Source organism: Variovorax sp. MPBD4-3 (assembly GCF_058809745.1).
On record NZ_JBXASW010000042.1, the window covers coordinates 1 to 17,106 of the forward strand.

At 65.7% G+C, this 17,106-nt stretch carries 13 protein-coding genes; 10 read left to right on the plus strand and 3 right to left on the minus strand.

Annotated features, from left to right (window positions below):
* A partial coding sequence (locus AC1RVW_RS21505) for an NfeD family protein (RefSeq protein ID WP_493202373.1) occupies positions 1-207 on the minus strand: 207 nt, incomplete at its 3' end.
* A 206-nt stretch (positions 208-413) separates the two neighbouring features.
* On the opposite strand from AC1RVW_RS21505, the gene AC1RVW_RS21510 reads away from it, so the two are divergent.
* Positions 414-2,717, plus strand: coding sequence for an arginine/lysine/ornithine decarboxylase (locus tag AC1RVW_RS21510; protein ID WP_081270542.1), 2,304 nt, complete (start codon positions 414-416; stop codon positions 2,715-2,717).
* A gap of 12 nt (positions 2,718-2,729) precedes the next feature.
* Here the strand turns inward: AC1RVW_RS21510 and AC1RVW_RS21515 are convergent, their stop codons facing one another.
* Together AC1RVW_RS21515 and fabI are read right to left on the minus strand one after the other, a co-directional pair.
* Entirely contained in the window at positions 2,730-3,572 is an 843-nt protein-coding gene (locus tag AC1RVW_RS21515; protein WP_493202376.1) for a DNA ligase, read from the minus strand.
* Between the two features lie 65 nt (positions 3,573-3,637).
* Positions 3,638-4,420, minus strand: a complete 783-nt coding sequence (gene fabI / locus AC1RVW_RS21520) for an enoyl-ACP reductase FabI (protein WP_130424770.1) — start codon at positions 4,418-4,420, stop codon at positions 3,638-3,640.
* 37 nt (positions 4,421-4,457) lie between these two features.
* Here fabI and AC1RVW_RS21525 point away from each other — a divergent pair, with 37 nt between their 5' ends.
* From AC1RVW_RS21525 to rbfA, 9 genes are all read left to right on the plus strand, one after another.
* Positions 4,458-6,281, plus strand: coding sequence for an extracellular solute-binding protein (locus AC1RVW_RS21525; protein WP_493202378.1), 1,824 nt, complete (start codon positions 4,458-4,460; stop codon positions 6,279-6,281).
* An 18-nt stretch (positions 6,282-6,299) separates the two neighbouring features.
* Entirely contained in the window at positions 6,300-7,340 is a 1,041-nt protein-coding gene (locus tag AC1RVW_RS21530) for a microcin C ABC transporter permease YejB (RefSeq protein ID WP_081270546.1), read from the plus strand.
* Between the two features lie 105 nt (positions 7,341-7,445).
* Entirely contained in the window at positions 7,446-8,498 is a 1,053-nt protein-coding gene (locus AC1RVW_RS21535; protein WP_081270547.1) for an ABC transporter permease, read from the plus strand.
* Entirely contained in the window at positions 8,498-10,141 is a 1,644-nt protein-coding gene (locus AC1RVW_RS21540; protein ID WP_493202381.1) for an ABC transporter ATP-binding protein, read from the plus strand. Before AC1RVW_RS21535 ends, AC1RVW_RS21540 begins: the two co-directional genes overlap by 1 nt.
* A 16-nt stretch (positions 10,142-10,157) precedes the next feature.
* On the plus strand, positions 10,158-11,351 hold the full coding sequence (locus tag AC1RVW_RS21545; protein WP_493202383.1) for a YbfB/YjiJ family MFS transporter: 1,194 nt from the start codon (positions 10,158-10,160) through the stop codon (positions 11,349-11,351).
* Between the two features lie 188 nt (positions 11,352-11,539).
* Positions 11,540-12,187 carry a ribosome maturation factor RimP gene (gene rimP / locus AC1RVW_RS21550; protein WP_081270550.1) on the plus strand — a complete coding sequence of 216 codons (648 nt, stop codon included), beginning with the start codon at positions 11,540-11,542 and terminating at the stop codon, positions 12,185-12,187.
* A 15-nt stretch (positions 12,188-12,202) separates the two neighbouring features.
* Complete coding sequence (gene nusA, locus AC1RVW_RS21555) at positions 12,203-13,696, plus strand: transcription termination factor NusA (RefSeq protein ID WP_081270551.1); 1,494 nt, start codon at positions 12,203-12,205, stop codon at positions 13,694-13,696.
* A 24-nt stretch (positions 13,697-13,720) separates the two neighbouring features.
* The gene (gene infB / locus AC1RVW_RS21560; RefSeq protein ID WP_493202386.1) at positions 13,721-16,711 is read left to right on the plus strand and encodes a translation initiation factor IF-2; all 2,991 of its coding nucleotides are present in this window, start codon (positions 13,721-13,723) and stop codon (positions 16,709-16,711) included.
* A 21-nt stretch (positions 16,712-16,732) separates the two neighbouring features.
* A complete protein-coding gene (gene rbfA / locus AC1RVW_RS21565) occupies positions 16,733-17,104 on the plus strand; it encodes a 30S ribosome-binding factor RbfA (protein WP_081270552.1) in 372 nt (123 codons plus the stop codon).
* Positions 17,105-17,106: the final 2 nt, after the last annotated feature.

Genomic DNA, 17,106 nt, shown 5'->3' on the forward strand with positions numbered 1-17,106 from the left:
GCGTTGAATGGAATACCAGGCCAGCACGGCCCCCACGCCGATCACCGAGGCCACGATCAATTGCGTGACGATGTCGAAGCCCAGGTGTGCCGAGATTGCCGCGCCGGCGAAGCCAGCGGCCAGCAACAGCAGGTAGACCGTGCCCGAAAGCAGCTCGGCCACGATGGCTGCCCCCGCGATCAGCCACCAGACGGTGGAATTCGCCATGTTGTCGACTCCTCTTCTTGCTTGTTCGATGCGCGCCATTCTGCGGCATTGCCCCCAAGCGCTTGCCCCGCGTAGGGGTACTGGCGCCGGGCCGGCGCGGTACATGCCTGCCTCCGGCGAATGGCTTGCGGCAAGCTGACCGGATTCTTCATCTGAATTCCGTACACTTCGCGCCTCGTCTCATTGCCTGACCCGGAGCCCCGCTCATGAAATTCCGCTTTCCCATCGTCATCATCGACGAGGACTTCCGCTCCGAAAACACTTCGGGCCTCGGCATCCGCGCGCTCGCGCAAGCCATCGAGACGGAGGGCTTCGAGGTGCTGGGCGTCACGAGCTACGGCGACCTGAGCCAGTTCGCCCAGCAGCAAAGCCGCGCCAGCGCCTTCATCCTGTCGATCGACGACGAGGAATTCACCGTCGGCCCCGACCTCGATCCGGCCGTGCTGAGCCTGCGCAACTTCATCGGCGAAGTGCGCCGCAAGAACGCGGATGTGCCGATCTACATCTACGGCGAGACCAAGACCTCGCGCCACATCCCGAACGACATCCTGCGCGAGCTGCACGGCTTCATCCACATGTTCGAGGACACCCCCGAATTCGTGGCGCGCCACATCATCCGCGAGGCCAAGAGCTACCTCGAAGGCGTGCAGCCGCCGTTCTTCAAGGCGCTGATCGACTATGCGGAAGACGGCTCCTACTCATGGCACTGCCCGGGCCATTCGGGCGGCGTGGCGTTCCTGAAGAGCCCGGTGGGCCAGATGTTCCACCAGTTCTTCGGCGAGAACATGCTGCGCGCTGACGTCTGCAACGCCGTGGAGGAACTGGGCCAGCTGCTCGACCACACCGGCCCGGTGGCGGCCAGCGAGCGCAATGCGGCGCGCATCTTCAACGCCGACCACTGCTTCTTCGTCACCAACGGCACCAGCACCAGCAACAAGATGGTGTGGCACCACACGGTGGCGCCGGACGATGTGGTGGTGGTCGACCGCAACTGCCACAAGTCGATCCTGCACGCGATCATCATGACCGGCGCGATTCCGGTGTTCATGAAGCCCACGCGCAACCACTTCGGCATCATCGGTCCCATTCCCAAGAGCGAGTTCGAGCAGAGCGCCATCAAGGCCAAGATCAAGGCCAACCCGCTGCTGGCCGACGTGGACCCCGACAAGGTCAAGCCGCGCGTGATGACGCTCACGCAGTCGACCTACGACGGCGTGATCTACAACACCGAGACCATCAAGAACATGCTCGACGGCTACGTCGACACGCTGCACTTCGACGAAGCCTGGCTGCCGCATGCCGCCTTCCACCCGTTCTACGGCGCCTACCACGCGATGGGCAAGCGCCGCGTGCGCCCGAAGGAATCGCTGGTGTTTGCCACCCAGTCCACCCACAAGCTGCTCGCGGGCATCAGCCAGGCCAGCCACGTACTGGTGCAGGACTCGCAGAACCGCCAGCTCGACCGCGACCTCTTCAACGAGGCCTACCTGATGCACTCGTCGACCAGCCCGCAGTACGCGATCATCGCGAGCTGCGACGTGGCCGCCGCCATGATGGAGCCGCCCGGCGGCACCGCGCTGGTGGAAGAGAGCATCCTGGAGGCGCTGGACTTCCGCCGCGCCATGCGCAAGGTCGAGGAAGAATTCGGCAAGGACGAGTGGTGGTTCAAGGTCTGGGGCCCCGAGAAGCTCGTCGACGAGGGCATCGGCCGCGCCGAGGACTGGATCATGCACGGCGAGAAGAACGGCCCGTCCAAGGCCAAGGGCAAGAAGTCGCCGCGCAACTGGCACGGTTTCGGCGAGCTGGCCGACGGCTTCAACATGCTCGACCCGATCAAGTCGACCATCGTGACTCCCGGCCTCGACCTGGAAGGCAACTTCGCAGAGACCGGCATACCCGCCAGCGTGGTCACCAAGTTCCTGGCGGAGCACGGCGTGATCGTGGAGAAGACCGGGCTGTACAGCTTCTTCATCATGTTCACCATCGGCATCACCAAGGGCCGCTGGAACACGCTGCTCACGGCGCTGCAGCAGTTCAAGGACGACTACGCGCGCAACCAGCCGATGTGGCGCATCCTGCCGGAGTTCTGCCAGCAGCATCCCGGCTACGAGCGCCTCGGCTTGCGCGACCTGTGCCAGCACATCCACCAGCTGTACGCGCGCTACGACGTGGCACGCCTCACGACCGAGATGTACCTGAGCGACCTGACGCCGGCCATGAAGCCGAGCGACGCCTTCGCCCACATTGCCCACCGCAAGACCGAGCGCGTGGAGATCGACGAGCTCGAAGGGCGCATCACCACCAGCCTGATCACGCCGTACCCGCCGGGCATTCCGCTGCTGATCCCGGGCGAAGTGTTCAACAAGAAGATCGTCGACTACCTGAAGTTCTCGCGCGAGTTCAACCTGCAGTGCCCGGGCTTCGAGACCGACATCCACGGCCTGGTGGCGCGCGTCGACGAGACTGGCAAGAAGCGCTATTACGCCGACTGCGTCAAGCAGGTGAAATAAGCCAGGGCCGGCCTAGCCTTCGCGCACCCGCATGAAGCGGGCAAAGCGGGGCAGGCCCGTCGTGGTGGTGCCGTTGTAGCGGTAGGTCACCCAGCTGCCGATGGCGGGCGGATTCTCACGCTCGGCGTCGGTCAACCCGGTGCCGAGCTTGAAGCGCTTGCCGTCGGCCGTCTCGACCAGCAGCGCGCCCAGCCTCCCGGCGTGCCTGCCTTTGCCGGGCACGTGCTCGACCACGCGGGCTTCGGCGTCTTCGTAGGGCTTGACCTTCAGCAGATCGTTGTTGCGCTCGCCACGGTACTGCGAACTGCCGCGGTGGAGCATCAGCCCCTCGCCACCCATCTTCACCGTCTTGTCGAGCAGCGACTGCAGCTCTGCGTGCGTGGTCGCGCGCTCCTGCGGAACGGCCACGACCCACGGTGCGTCGGTGATGGGCAGCAGCTTGCGCAGTGCGCCCAGCCTCGCCGTGAAGTCGCCGGACTGGTTGGGCAGGTCGAACACCATGAAGCGCATCTCGTGCCATGCGACGTCGTTGGGCGTCTGGCTGCGCGCCGTTGCCACGGCGTGCGAGAAGCGGCCTCGTCCTGCCCACAGTTCGCCGTCGAGCGGCTGCGCGGGCAGTGCGGCGGTGAACCACGCGGGCGCCGCGATCCGCTCGCCGCCGCGAGTCCAGAGCTGCTTGCCGTCCCAGTAGCCGCGCACGCCGTCGTACTTCTCGCTCACCCAGTAGTCATTCAGCGACATGCCGGGGCGGTAGACGTCGGCCAGCATCAGCGAAGGCGCCGTCGCGCGCGCGAACGCGGCGGGCGCGGCAGCGAGGCCGAAAGCGGCAAGCAGGAGGGAGCGTCGATTCAGCACGATGCTATGAAATGAATAGCTAAGCACGGCCAGCTGGCGGCCGTGCCGGGTCTTGATGGCCGGATTTACTCAGCCATCCCGCCGACCACGTTGCTGAAGCCGCCGTCCACATAGGTGATCTCGGCGGTCACGCCGCTGGCCAGGTCGCTCAGCAGGAAGGCGGCCACGTTGCCGACTTCCTCGATCGTCACGTTGCGGCGGATCGGGGAGGCGTCGGCCACGGCCGCGAGCATCTTGCCGAAGCCCTTGATGCCGCTGGCGGCCAGCGTCTTGATCGGGCCGGCGCTGATGCCGTTGACCCGCATGCCCTTCGGGCCGAGCGAGGCGGCCGTGTAGCGCACCGACGCTTCGAGCGAGGCCTTGGCCAGGCCCATGGTGTTGTAGTTGGGCAGCGCGCGTTCGGCGCCCAGGTAGGTCAGCGTGAGCAGGGCCGACTTGTCGTTGAGGTAGGGCAGGGCCGACTTGGCCATGGCCGGGAAGCTGTAGGCACTGATGTCGTGCGCGATCTTGAAGCCTTCGCGCGAGAGCCCGTCGAGGAAGTCGCCAGCGATGGACTCGCGCGGCGCGAAGCCGATGCTGTGCACGAAGCCATCGAACTTTGGCCAGGTCTGCGCCAGATCGGCGAAGAGCTTGTCGATTTGCGCGTCGTCGCCCACATCGCAGTCGAAAATGAGTTTCGAGCCGAAGTCTGCGGCATATTCGGTGATACGGTCCTTGAATCGCTCGCCGACGTAGCTGAAGGCGAGCTCCGCGCCCTGTTCATGACAGGCCTTGGCAATGCCATAAGCAATGGAGCGATTGCTCAATACACCAGTGATCAGCAGTTTCTTGCCGGAAAGAAAGCCCATGAAGTTGCCTCGTGAAAATCTTGGGCAGAATTCTCGCATGCGGTTTCTCTGGGCCTGGTCGTTGATGGTGTGTGCGGTTCCCGCTTGGGCTGCGCATGGATATGCACTCTGGGACGACCTGAAGTACGCGCCCGATTTCAAGGCCTTCGACTATGTCGATCCGGCGGCGCCCAAGGGCGGCGAACTGCGGCTGGTGAGCAACCTGCGCGTTTCCACCTTCGACAAGTACAACCCGTTCACCATCAAGGGCTCGGCGCCGGCCTACCTCGACAGCCTTCTGTTCGACACGCTGCTGGCCGGCTCGATGGACGAAACCGCGTCCGGCTACGGCCTGCTGGCCGAAGACGTCACCGTGGCGCCCGACCGCCGCAGCGTGACCTTCCGCCTGCGGCCCGAGGCCCGGTTCCACAACGGCATGCCGGTCGAGGCGGCCGATGTGAAGCACAGCTACGACACGCTGATCGGCCCCTACACCTCGCCCGGCTACAAGACCCTGCTGCAGGAAGTCGATGGCGCCGACGTGATCGACGCGCGCACCATCCGTTACCGCTTCAAGACGCCGAACCGCGAGCTGCCGCTGATCGTCGGCAGCCTGCCGGTGTTCAGCCGCGCGTGGGGCGTGGAGAACGGCAAGGCCAAGCCCTTCGACAAGGTGGTGATGGACATCCCCATCGGCAGCGGCGCCTACAAGATCGGTCCGGTGCGCTTCGGCAAGGACATCACCTACGTGCGCGACCCCGGCTACTGGGGACGCGACCTGCCCGTGAATCGCGGCTCGCACAATTTCGACCGCATCACCGTGAAGATCTACAAGGACAACACGGCCCGGCTCGAGGCGCTGAAGGCGGGCGAGTTCGACATGATGAGCTTCTACTCGGCCGGCGACTGGGCGCGGCGGGTCAACGGCAAGCGCTTCAACACCGGGGAACTGGTCAAGCGCGAGTTCCAGCACAGGAAGCCCGCGGGCTTCCAGAGCTTCGTGCTCAACAGCCGCCGCGAGAAGCTCAAGGACCCGCGCGTGCGCGAGGCGCTGGGCCTGGCGCTCGACTACGAATGGATGAACCGGCAGATGTTCTACGGCGGCTATCCGCGCGTGAAAGACCTGTTCGGCAACACCGACTGCGAGGCCCAGGGCCTGCCGTCCCCGAAAGAAAAAGCCCTGCTCGAACCCTGGCGCGGCAAGATCCCGGACGCGAGCTTCGGGCCGATGTACACGCCGCCCACCACGGAGGGCGAGGGCCACTCGCTGCGCAACAACCTGCGCCGCGCACGGGATCTGCTGAAGGAAGCCGGCTGGGAATACCGCGACGGCGCGCTGCGCAACGCCAAGGGCGACGCCATGACGCTCGAGTACCTCGACAGCAAGGAAGGCGGCGTGCGCACGGTGTCGCCGTGGGTCCGCAACCTCGAGAAGCTCGGCATCACGCTGAACTTCGCGACGGTCGATTTCGCGCTCTACCAGGAGCGGCTCGACCGCTTCGAGTTCGACATCACCACCATCAACTTCCCTGGCACCAACAACCCGGGCCAGTCATTGCTCGAAATCTTCGGCAGCAAGGCAGCCAGGACGGAAAGCTCGGGCAACTACATGGGCGTTTCGACCCCGGCGGTCGATGCCCTGCTCAAGGACATCGTCGATGCCGACACCAAGGCCGAGCTGATGCCTGCCTGCCGCGCGCTGGACCGCGTCATCATGCACAGCCACTACCTGATCCCCCAGTGGACGCTGACCTCGCACCGCATCGTCTACGACGACTGGCGCCTGGCGTTCAAGTCTCCGATGCCGCCCTATGCCGGCGGTGAAGACTGGGTCATGGGCACCTGGTGGGCCAGGCAGCCGCAGAAGCAATCGAACAAGTAGAAGAGAAGGAAACAGCCAGTGCTCTCCTATGTCCTCAAGCGATTGCTGTTGTTCATTCCGACCCTGCTCGGTGTCCTGCTCGTCACTTTCCTGGTCATCCAGTTCGTGCCCGGCGGGCCGGTCGAGCAGTACCTGGCCGAAGCCAAGACGGCGGGGCGCGGCGGCGGAGGCGGCGGTTTCGAATCGGGTGGCGGCAGCTACCGGGGCAACCAGGGGGTGGACCCCAAGCGCCTGGAGCAGATCAAGGCGCTCTATGGCTTCGACAAGCCGCCGCACGAGCGCCTGTGGCAGATGCTCGGGCAGTTCGCGCGCTTCGACCTGGGCAAGAGCTTCTTCCAGAACAAGGATGTCTGGACGCTGATCCTCGAGAAGCTGCCGGTGTCGATCAGCCTGGGCCTGTGGACCTTCTTCATCAGCTATGGCGTGGCGGTGCCGCTGGGCGTTGCCAAGGCGGTGAGGGCGGGCACGCGCTTCGACCTGATCAGCACGCTGATCGTGCTGATCGGCTATGCCATTCCGGGTTTCGTGCTCGGGGTGGCGCTGCTGGTGATCTTCGGCGGGCAGTTGCAGTGGTTCCCGCTGCGCGGGCTGACCTCGGCCAACTGGGACGAGCTCGGCTGGGGAGCGCGCATCGTCGACTACCTGTGGCACATCACACTTCCGGTGACGGCCATGGTGCTCGGCAGTTTCGCGGTGACCGCGATGCTCACCAAGAACGCTTTCCTCGAGGAAATCCGCAAGCAATATGTGCTGACCGCGCGGGCCAAGGGCCTGGGCGAGCGGCAGGTGCTCTGGAAGCATGTGTTCCGCAATGCGCTGATCCCGATCATCACGGGCCTGCCGTCGGCGTTCATCGGCGCCTTCTTCGCGGGCTCGCTGCTCATCGAGACCCTGTTCTCGCTCGACGGACTGGGCCTGCTGGGCTACGAGAGCGTGATCCGGCGCGACTATCCGGTGGTGCTGGGCACGCTGTACCTCTTCACGCTGATCGGCTTGGTGACGAAGCTGATTTCCGATCTCTGCTACGTATGGGTGGACCCGCGTGTCAAATTCGAATGAGCACTGGCTCGCCCCCAGGCTGCGCGCACTTCGTGTCGCTTCGCCTTCCCCCTACCGGGGGCAACACCTGAGGCCCGGCGGAGCCGGTTCCTCGGTGCTTCTGGAATGGGCTCGGCAGTGAGTAGTTCTTCAACCCATATCTCGCCCGGCCGCCGCGCCTGGCTTCGCTTCAAGCGCAACCGGCTCGGTTTCTGGAGCCTGGTGCTCTTCACCATCATGGTGGTGCTCAGCCTGTTCGCCGAGGTGCTGTCGACCGACAAGCCGCTGGTGCTGCGGTACGAAGGCCGCACTTATTTCCCGGTGTTGCGCGACTACTCCGAGAAGACTTTCGGCGGCGACTTCGAGACGCCCGCCGACTACCTCGATCCCTACATCCGCGACCGGATCACCAAGGGCGACAACTGGGCCATCTACGCGCCCAACCCGTACGGCCCGAAGACGCTCAACTACTTTGCCAAGGCGCCCAGTCCGGCAGCCCCGACGGCCGACAACATCTTCGGCACCGACGACCGCGGCCGCGACCTGCTCGCGCAGTTGATCTACGGTTTTCGCGTGAGCGTGTTGTTCGGCCTGGCGCTCACGGCCATCGGCACGGTGCTGGGGGTGGCGGCGGGGGCGGTGCAGGGCTATTTCGCGGGCAAGACCGACCTCGCGTTCCAGCGCTTCATCGAAATCTGGAGCTCGATGCCGGAGCTCTACCTGCTGATCATCTTCAGCGCGATCTTCGCGCCCAGCGTGGCGCTGCTGCTCATCCTGCTGAGCCTGTTCGGCTGGATGGGGCTGGCCGACTATGTACGCGCCGAATTCCTGCGCAACCGCCAGATGGACTACGTGCGTGCCGCGCGCGCCCTGGGCGTGAGCAACCTGCAGATCATGTGGCGCCACATCCTGCCCAACAGCATGGTGCCGGTCGTTACCTTCCTGCCGTTCCGCATGAGCGCGGCCATCCTGGCGCTGACATCGCTCGATTTCCTCGGCCTCGGGGTGCCGCCGGGCACGCCGTCGCTCGGCGAGTTGCTGAGCCAGGGCAAGGCCAACATCGACGCCTGGTGGATTTCCATTTCCACCTTCGGCGTGCTGGTCGTCACGCTGATGCTGCTGACTTTCATGGGCGACGCGCTGCGCGACGCGCTCGACCCGCGCAAGGCTGACAAGTGATGAGCGAGAACAACAACACCAAAACCGGCCAGCCCCTGATCGACGTGAAGGGCCTGCGCGTCGCGTTCGGCGGCAAGGAAGTGGTGCACGGCATCGACTTCCAGATCGCCACGGGTGAAAAGCTGGCGCTCGTCGGCGAGTCGGGATCGGGCAAGACCGTCACCGCGCTGTCGCTGCTGCGGCTGGTGCAAAACGCCGACGTGGCCGGCGAGGCGCGGCTCTTCGGCCCGCAGCGCGAGCAAGCGCCGCGCGACCTGCTGTCGATTCCGGAGCGCGAGCTGCGCGGCATCCGCGGCAAGGAGATCGCGATGATCTTCCAGGAGCCGATGACAGCGCTCAACGCGCTCTACAGCGTGGGCGACCAGATCGCCGAGGTGCTCGAGCTGCACGAAGCGTTGTCGGCCCGCGCCGCGCAGGCGGCGGCAGTGCAGTTGCTGGCCGACACCGGCATTCCCGAGCCGGCGCGGCGGGCGAGGGCGTTTCCGCACCAGCTTTCGGGCGGCCAGCGTCAGCGCGCGATGATCGCGATGGCGCTCGCCTGCAAGCCCCGCCTGCTGCTGGCCGACGAACCGACCACGGCACTCGACGTGACGGTGCGCGCGCAGATCCTGGAGTTGCTCGCCGATCTGCAGCGCAAATACGGCATGGCCGTGCTGCTGATCACGCACGACCTGAACCTGGTGCGCCGCTTCGCCGACCGCGTGGTCGTCATGGAGAACGGGCACATCGTCGAGCACGGCGCCGTGGCCCCGGTGTTCGATGCGCCGCAGCACCCCTATACCCGCAAGCTGATCGACAGCCATCCGACGCGCGACGTCGCCGCGGTTGCGGCCAGCCCTGGCGCCGTGCCGGTGCTTGAGGCCAAGGCGCTGCGCGTGATCTATCCGGTGCCCAAGCCCGGCATCGGCGGCTGGTTCAGCAAGGGCGAGTTCGTGGCGGTGCAGGGTGCGGATTTCCGCATCGTGCCGGGCGAGACGCTGGGCGTGGTCGGCGAGTCGGGCTCGGGCAAGTCGACGCTCGCGCTGGCGGCGCTGGGCCTGCTGAAGCACCAGGGAGCGCTGAAGATTGCCGGCAAGGACTGGGCGGTCGACCGCGCGTCCGACCTGCGCTTGCGCCGGGTGATGCAGGTCGTGTTCCAGGACCCGTTCTCGTCGCTGTCGCCCCGCATGACGGTGGAGCAGATCGTGGGCGAGGGGCTGCGCGTGCATGCGCCCGAACTCGACGCCGAGGCGCGCCGGACCCGTGCGCTCGCCGCGCTGGCCGACGTGGGGCTGACCGAATCGCAGTTTCCGTCGCTGCTCGACCGCTATCCGCATGAGTTCTCGGGCGGGCAGCGGCAGCGGCTGGCCATTGCGCGGGCGCTGATCGTCGATCCGCAGCTGCTGGTGCTCGACGAGCCGACCAGCGCGCTCGACGTGACGATCCAGAAGCAGGTGCTGGGCCTGCTGCAGCGGCTGCAGCGCGAGCGGGGGCTGAGCTACCTGCTGATCACGCACGACGTGGAGGTGATCCGGGCCATGGCCCATCAGGTCATCGTGATGAAGGACGGGGCCATTCTGGAAAACTGGCCTGTCGAGCGCGTGCTCGACGAGCCCGAGCATCCCTATACAAAAAAACTGGTGGCCGCCGCGCTGCTGGAATAAACGGAGCAAGCAAGAAATGTCGGAAACCGGACGCGACCGGCGCGAGGCCTGGCGCGCGGCGCTGGCCTGCATGGTCACCCTCGCGGTGGCAATGGGCCTGGGACGCTTTGCCTTCACGCCCATGCTGCCCATCATGCTTCACGAGGGAAAGCTGGAGCTGGCGGCCGGCGGGGTGTTGGCGTCGCTCAATTACCTGGGCTATTTCCTGGGCGCGGTCACTTGCGCGGCCATCGGCGTCAAGGCGTCGACCATGGTGCGCGGCGGGCTGGTCGCCACGGCGCTGCTGCTGATCGGCATGGGTCTGTTGCACAGTTTCACCAGTTGGGGCGTGCTGCGCTGGACCGCGGGGGTGATGAGCGCGTGGGTTTTCGTCTTCGCGTCGGGCTGGGGGTTGCGAAGGCTGGCCGAGACCAATGCGCCCACCTTGGGCGGCGTGATCTACACCGGCCCGGGCATCGGGATCGCGATGACCGGCTTGCTGGGCGGCGCGCTCGGACGGTGGGGCTCCGAGGCCGGGTGGATCGGGCTGGGCCTGCTGGCTTTCGTGCTGATCGCGGTGATCTGGCGGGTTTTCGACGACGGGCGGCTGGCGTTGTCCAAAGGCGCCGCGTTGGTTGCTGATTCGCGCGCGACGGCGACGGGTATGGATCGCAGCGATGCGATCTGGCTGGTGTCGCTCTACGGGCTGGCGGGCTTCGGCTACATCATCACGGCCACTTTCCTGCCGGTGATCGCGCGCCAGGCACTGCCCGGTTCGTCGTGGCCGGACTATTTCTGGCCGCTGTTCGGGCTGGCCGTCATCCCAGGGGCACTGATCGGTGCCCGCGCGCCGACGCATTGGGACAACCGGCTGCTGCTGGCGGTGGCTTACGCGTTGCAGGCGCTCGGCGTGGTGCTGTCGGTCGTCTGGCCGACGATCGTCGGGTTCGCCTTCGGCAGCTTGCTGCTGGGCATGCCATTTACCGCCATCACCCTTTTCGCGGTGCGGGAAGCACGGCGGCTGCGCGGAAACGCGGCGGCAGGGCTGATCGGCTATGCCACGGCGTCTTATGGGGTGGGGCAGATCGTCGGGCCGCTCTTCGCGGCGCCGCTCGCGCAGCGCACCGGTTCTTTCGAGCTGCCGTTGCTGGTCGCGGCGGCTGCCCTGGCGCTCGGATCGGTCTTATTTGCGGTGGTCTGGTCCAAATCTCGGCGTCTGGTGGCAGTTTGAGTGGTCGAGGCCCTTCATTTATCACGTGAATAGCATATAATTCGAGGCTCACGACCAAACGGGCGGGTACCAACCGCCCGTTTTTTTTGGTCTATGCATTCTCGAGCTTTTGGCTTTATTCATGCAGGTGGCACCCACGGCGGGCGGGTGACACGGAAACCGATTCTTAAAAAGGCTTTTTCGAACACGTGGCATTGCAGCAAATAGTCGAACAAACCGTAGCCGGTCTGGGCTACGACCTGGTAGAGATCGAGCGCTCCGCCGGGGGATTGCTGCGCGTGACGATTGATTTGCCCTGGACGGCCCCCACCTCCGAAGCTGTGGCTGCCGGCGTGCCCGAGCCCTTCGTGACGGTGGAAGACTGCGAGAAGGTGACCCGCCAGCTGCAGTTCGCGCTGGAGGTCGATGGTGTCGATTACAAGCGGCTCGAGGTGTCCTCGCCGGGTATCGACCGTCCGCTGCGCAATGAGCAGGATTTCGAACGTTTCGTGGGCGAGGTGATCGACATCACGCTCAAGGCGCCCATGGGCGCCGCCGCGGCGGGCCAGGTGTCGGCCAACCGCAAGAAGTTTCGCGGCACGCTGGAGCGTGCTGCAGTGGCAGAGGGGGCTGACGCAGCCCCGGGCTGGCAAATCGTCTGGAGCGAGGCGCCGGAACCCAAGCCGGGTCAAAAAGTGAGCAAGAAGCGCGCGCCTGCACCGTTGCATGCGCTGGGCTTCGTGCTGGACGAGCTGCGCGAGGCGCGGCTCGCGCCCATTGTGGATTTCAAGGGCCGCAAGGCCAAAACCCAACCGGGTTTTTCGGATATTGACGACGGAACGCAAGTTCCGGAATGACAGAGGAGTGGTGGCATGAATCGCGAAATGTTGATGTTGGTGGATGCGATCTCGCGCGAGAAGAACGTCGAGCGTGACGTCGTCTTCGGCGCGGTCGAGTCCGCGCTGGCGCAAGCCACCAAGAAGCTCCATCAGGGCGACGTGGACATCCGCGTCTCGGTCGACCGCGACAGCGGCGACTATGAAACCTTCCGCCGCTGGCACGTCGTCCCGGACGAAGCCGGCCTGCAACTGCCCGACCAGGAAATCCTGCTTTTCGAAGCCAAGGAAGAAATGTCGGACATCGAGGTCGGCGAGTACATCGAGGAAGCGGTCGAGTCGGTGCCGATCGGCCGTATCGGTGCCATGGCCGCCAAGCAGGTCATCCTGCAGAAGATCCGCGATGCCGAGCGCGAGATGCTGCTCAACGACTTCATGTCGCGCGGCGACAAGATCTTCGTGGGCACCGTCAAGCGCCTGGACAAGGGCGACATCATCGTCGAGGCCGGCCGTGTCGAAGGCCGCCTGCGCCGCAGCGAGATGATCGCCAAGGAAAACCTGCGCAATGGCGACCGCGTGCGCGCCATGATCATGGAAGTCGACCTGACGCTGCGCGGCGCGCCGATCATTCTGTCGCGCTCCGCTCCCGAGTTCATGGTCGAGCTGTTCCGCCAGGAAGTGCCCGAGATCGAACAGGGCCTGCTCGAAATCAAGAGCTGCGCCCGCGACCCCGGTTCGCGCGCCAAGATCGCCGTGCTCTCGCACGACAAGCGTGTCGACCCGATCGGCACCTGCGTCGGCGTGCGCGGCACCCGCGTGAACGCCGTGACCAACGAGCTCGCCGGCGAGCGTGTCGACATCGTGCTGTGGAGCGAAGACCCGGCCCAGTTCGTGATCGGTGCGCTGGCTCCCGCCAACGTGTCGTCGATCGTGGTGGACGAAGAAAAGCACGCCATGGACGTGGTGGTCGACGAGGAAAACCTCGCCATCGCCATCGGCCGCGGCGGCCAGAACGTGCGCCTGGCTTCCGACCTCACCGGCTGGAAGATCAACATCATGGACGCCAACGAGTCGGCCCAGAAGCAGGCGACCGAGACCGATGCCAGCCGCAAGCTCTTCATGGAGAAGCTCGACGTCGACGAGGAAATCGCCGACATCCTCATCTCCGAAGGCTTCAACAGCCTCGAGGAAGTCGCGTACGTGCCGATTTCCGAAATGCTGGAGATCGAGGCATTCGACGAAGACACCATCAACGAGCTGCGCGCGCGTGCCAAGGATGCGCTGCTGACCATGGAAATCGCCAAGGAAGAGGGCGTCGAGGCCCAGTCGCAGGTGTCTCAGAACCTGCACGACCTCGAAGGGCTCGACCCCGAGCTGATTCCCAAGCTGATCGCAGCGGGTGTGAACACCCGTGACGATCTTGCCGACCTCGCGGTCGATGAACTCACCGAGATCACCGGCCAAAGCGCCGATGACGCCAAAGCCCTCATCTTGAAAGCCCGCGAACATTGGTTCGCCGGCCAAGAGTGACGGTCATGGAGGCACGAAACCAATATGTCCAGTACCACTGTCGCCGAGTTCGCGAACGAGCTCAAGAAGACTCCCGAAACCCTGCTTGACCAGCTCAAGAGCGCAGGCGTGCCCAAAGCGGCCGTCACCGATGCGCTCACCGAGGCTGACAAGCAGCGCCTGCTTGGCCACCTCAAGGCCAGCCACGGCACTGTCGAGCCCGAGCGCAAGAAGATCACGCTGACCAAGAAGTCGACCAGCGAGATCAAGCAGGCCGACGCCACCGGCCGCGCCCGCACCATCCAGGTCGAGGTGCGCAAGAAGCGCACCTTCATCCAGCGCGACGACGGCCATCCGGCTTCGCCCGAGGCTGCGCCACAGGCGGCTGAAGCGCCCGCCGCGGCACCCTCCGCTCCCCGCGTCGACGAGGCCGAACTGGCCCGCCGCGAGGAAGAGGCGCGCCGCCAGGCCGAACTGATCCGCCGCCAGGAAGAAGAACTGGCAGAGAAGCGCCGCCTGCGCGAAGAAGCCGAAGCCCGCGAACGCGAACAGGCCGAGAAGGCCGAGCGCGCCGAGAAGGCCGAGCAGGAAGCTGCGCGCGCCGCCGCCGAGAAGAAGGCCGCCGCCGAGGCAGCCGCTCTCGCCGCCGCCGCCAAGAGCACCCCCGCCAAGCCTGCTGCGCCCGCACCTGCTCCCGCAGTGACGGCGGCGGCCGCCGCGGCAGCCGCCGCCGAGCAGCAGGCTGCCGACACCAAGCTCGCTGCGCAGAACGCCGCCGCGCAAGCCAAGGAAGACGCGAAGGCCAAGGCCGCCGCCGAATCGAAGGCCCGTGCCGACGAAGAAGCCGCTCGCGCCAAGGACCTCGACGAGCGCCGCCGCAAGGCCCTGGCCGAAGCCGAAGCCATTCGCGCCATGATGAACGCACCGGCCCGCGTGCTGGTGCCACACAAGGCGCCCGAGAAGCCGCAGCCCGAAAAGGCCGCGGTCAAGGGCACGCTGCACAAGCCGGCCACGCCTGCGGCCCGCCCCGGCGCGCCTGCCGCGCCCGGCGCTGCGGCTGCACCCGGCGCAGCAGCCGGTGCCGGCAAGGAAGTCAAGTCCGCCAAGCTCTCCTCGAGCTGGGCCGGCGATCCTGCCAAGAAGAAGGAAATCAAGACCCGCGGCGATGCCAGCGGCGGTGTCGGTCGCGGCAACTGGCGCGGAGGCCCGCGTGGTCGCCGTGGCAACGACCGCGGCGGTCACGACGAGCAGCATGCACCGGCCGCACCGGTCGAGGCGCGCATTCTCGAAGTGCACGTGCCCGAAACCATCACCGTGGCGGAACTCGCCCACAAGATGGCCGTGAAGGCGCAGGAAGTCATCAAGCAGCTGATGAAGCTCGGCCAGATGGCGACCATCAACCAGTCGCTCGACCAGGACACCGCAATGATCCTGGTGGAGGAAATGGGCCACAACGCGGTGGTTGCCGCGCTGGACGATCCCGAAGCCTTCACCGACGAGGACGTGTCGGCGCAAACGGCGGAAGCCCTGCCGCGCGCACCGGTCGTGACCGTCATGGGTCACGTCGACCACGGCAAGACCTCGCTGCTGGACTACATCCGCCGCGCCAAGGTCGCCGCGGGCGAAGCCGGCGGCATCACGCAGCACATCGGCGCGTACCACGTGCAGACCGAACGCGGCATGGTGTCGTTCCTCGACACCCCGGGTCACGAGGCCTTCACGGCCATGCGTGCCCGCGGTGCGCAGGCCACCGACATCGTGATTCTGGTGGTGGCGGCCGACGACGGCGTCATGCCCCAGACCAAGGAAGCCATCAAGCACGCGAAGGCGGCGGGTGTGCCGATCGTGGTCGCGATCAACAAGATCGACAAGCCCGATGCCAACCTGGACCGCGTCAAGCAGGAACTGGTGGCAGAGGAGGTCGTGCCCGAAGAGTACGGCGGCGACGTTCCGTTCGTCGGCGTGTCGGCCAAGACCGGCCAGGGCATCGACGACCTGCTCGAGCAGGTGCTGCTGCAGGCCGAAGTGCTGGAACTCAAGGCGCCGGTGGATGCCGCCGCCAAGGGCCTCGTCATCGAAGCCCAGCTCGACAAGGGCCGCGGTCCGGTCGCCACCGTGCTGGTTCAGTCCGGCACGCTCAAGACCGGCGACGTGGTGCTGGCCGGCTCCACCTATGGCCGCGTGCGCGCCATGCTGGACGAAGACGGCAAGTCGACCAAGGCCGCCGGCCCGTCGATCCCGGTCGAAATCCAGGGTCTGACCGAAGTGCCGCAGGCGGGTGACGAGTTCATGGTGATGAGCGACGAGCGCCGTGCGCGCGAAATCGCGACCTACCGTGCCGGCAAGTTCCGCAACACCAAGCTGGCGAAGGCGCAAGCCGCGAACCTGCAGAACATGTTCACCGACCTGTCGGCCGGCGAAGTGCAGACGCTGCGCATCATCATCAAGGCCGACGTGCAGGGCTCGCAGGAAGCATTGGCCCAGTCGCTGCTCAAGCTGGCGACCGACGAGGTCAAGGTGCAGATCGTGTATGCCGGCGTGGGTGGCATCAGCGAAAGCGACATCAACCTGGCCATCGCCTCGAAGGCGGTCGTCATCGGCTTCAACGTGCGCGCCGATGCCGGTGCGCGCAAGCTGGCCGAAGGCAATGGCATCCAGCTGAACTACTACAGCATCATTTACGACGCCGTGGACGAGATCAAGGTCGCGATGTCGGGCATGCTGGCACCGGAGCGCCGCGAGGAAATCATCGGCTCGGCCGAGATCCGCACGGTGTTCGTGGCCTCGAAGATCGGTACCGTCGCAGGTTCGTACATCACCTCGGGCTCGGTCAACCGCAGTGCGCATTTCCGCCTGCTGCGCGACAACGTGGTGGTCTACACCGGCGAAATCGACTCGCTCAAGCGTCTCAAGGACGATGTGCGTGAAGTCCGCGAAGGTTTTGAGTGCGGTATCAAGCTCAAGAACTACAACGACATCAAAGAGGGCGATCAGCTCGAATTCTTCGAGATCAAGGAAATCGCCCGGACGCTGTAAGCGTTCGACGCGAGAGAGTCCATGCCGAAAAGAAAAGCCGCCGCCCCCAACCGCGCGTTCAAGGTCGCCGACCAGATCCAGCGTGATCTGACGGAACTGATCGCGCGCGAGTTGAAGGACCCGCGCGTGGGCATGGTCACGATCCAGGCGGTCGAGGTGACGCCCGACTATGCGCATGCGAAGGTCTTCTTCAGCATGCTCACGGGCGACGTGACCGAGACCACCGAAGCGTTGAACCAGGCCGCGGGCTTCCTGCGCAACGGCCTGTTCAAGCGCCTGCATATCCACACCGTGCCCACGCTGCACTTCCTGTTCGACCGCACCACCGAGCGTGCGGCCGACATGAACGCGCTCATCGCGCAGGCCGTCGCTTCGCGCTCGAAAGACGACTAGCC

Bases quoted from the DNA above. Each gene is read 5' to 3' on its own strand.
- AC1RVW_RS21510 (WP_081270542.1), top strand. From the start codon at position 414: ATGAAATTCCGCTTTCCCATCGTCATCATCGACGAGGACTTCCGCTCC.
- fabI (WP_130424770.1), bottom strand. From the start codon at position 4,420: ATGGGCTTTCTTTCCGGCAAGAAACTGCTGATCACTGGTGTATTGAGC.
- AC1RVW_RS21525 (WP_493202378.1), top strand. From the start codon at position 4,458: ATGCGGTTTCTCTGGGCCTGGTCGTTGATGGTGTGTGCGGTTCCCGCT.
- AC1RVW_RS21535 (WP_081270547.1), top strand. From the start codon at position 7,446: ATGGGCTCGGCAGTGAGTAGTTCTTCAACCCATATCTCGCCCGGCCGC.
- AC1RVW_RS21540 (WP_493202381.1), top strand. From the start codon at position 8,498: ATGAGCGAGAACAACAACACCAAAACCGGCCAGCCCCTGATCGACGTG.
- AC1RVW_RS21545 (WP_493202383.1), top strand. From the start codon at position 10,158: ATGTCGGAAACCGGACGCGACCGGCGCGAGGCCTGGCGCGCGGCGCTG.
- nusA (WP_081270551.1), top strand. From the start codon at position 12,203: ATGAATCGCGAAATGTTGATGTTGGTGGATGCGATCTCGCGCGAGAAG.
- infB (WP_493202386.1), top strand. From the start codon at position 13,721: ATGTCCAGTACCACTGTCGCCGAGTTCGCGAACGAGCTCAAGAAGACT.
- rbfA (WP_081270552.1), top strand. From the start codon at position 16,733: ATGCCGAAAAGAAAAGCCGCCGCCCCCAACCGCGCGTTCAAGGTCGCC.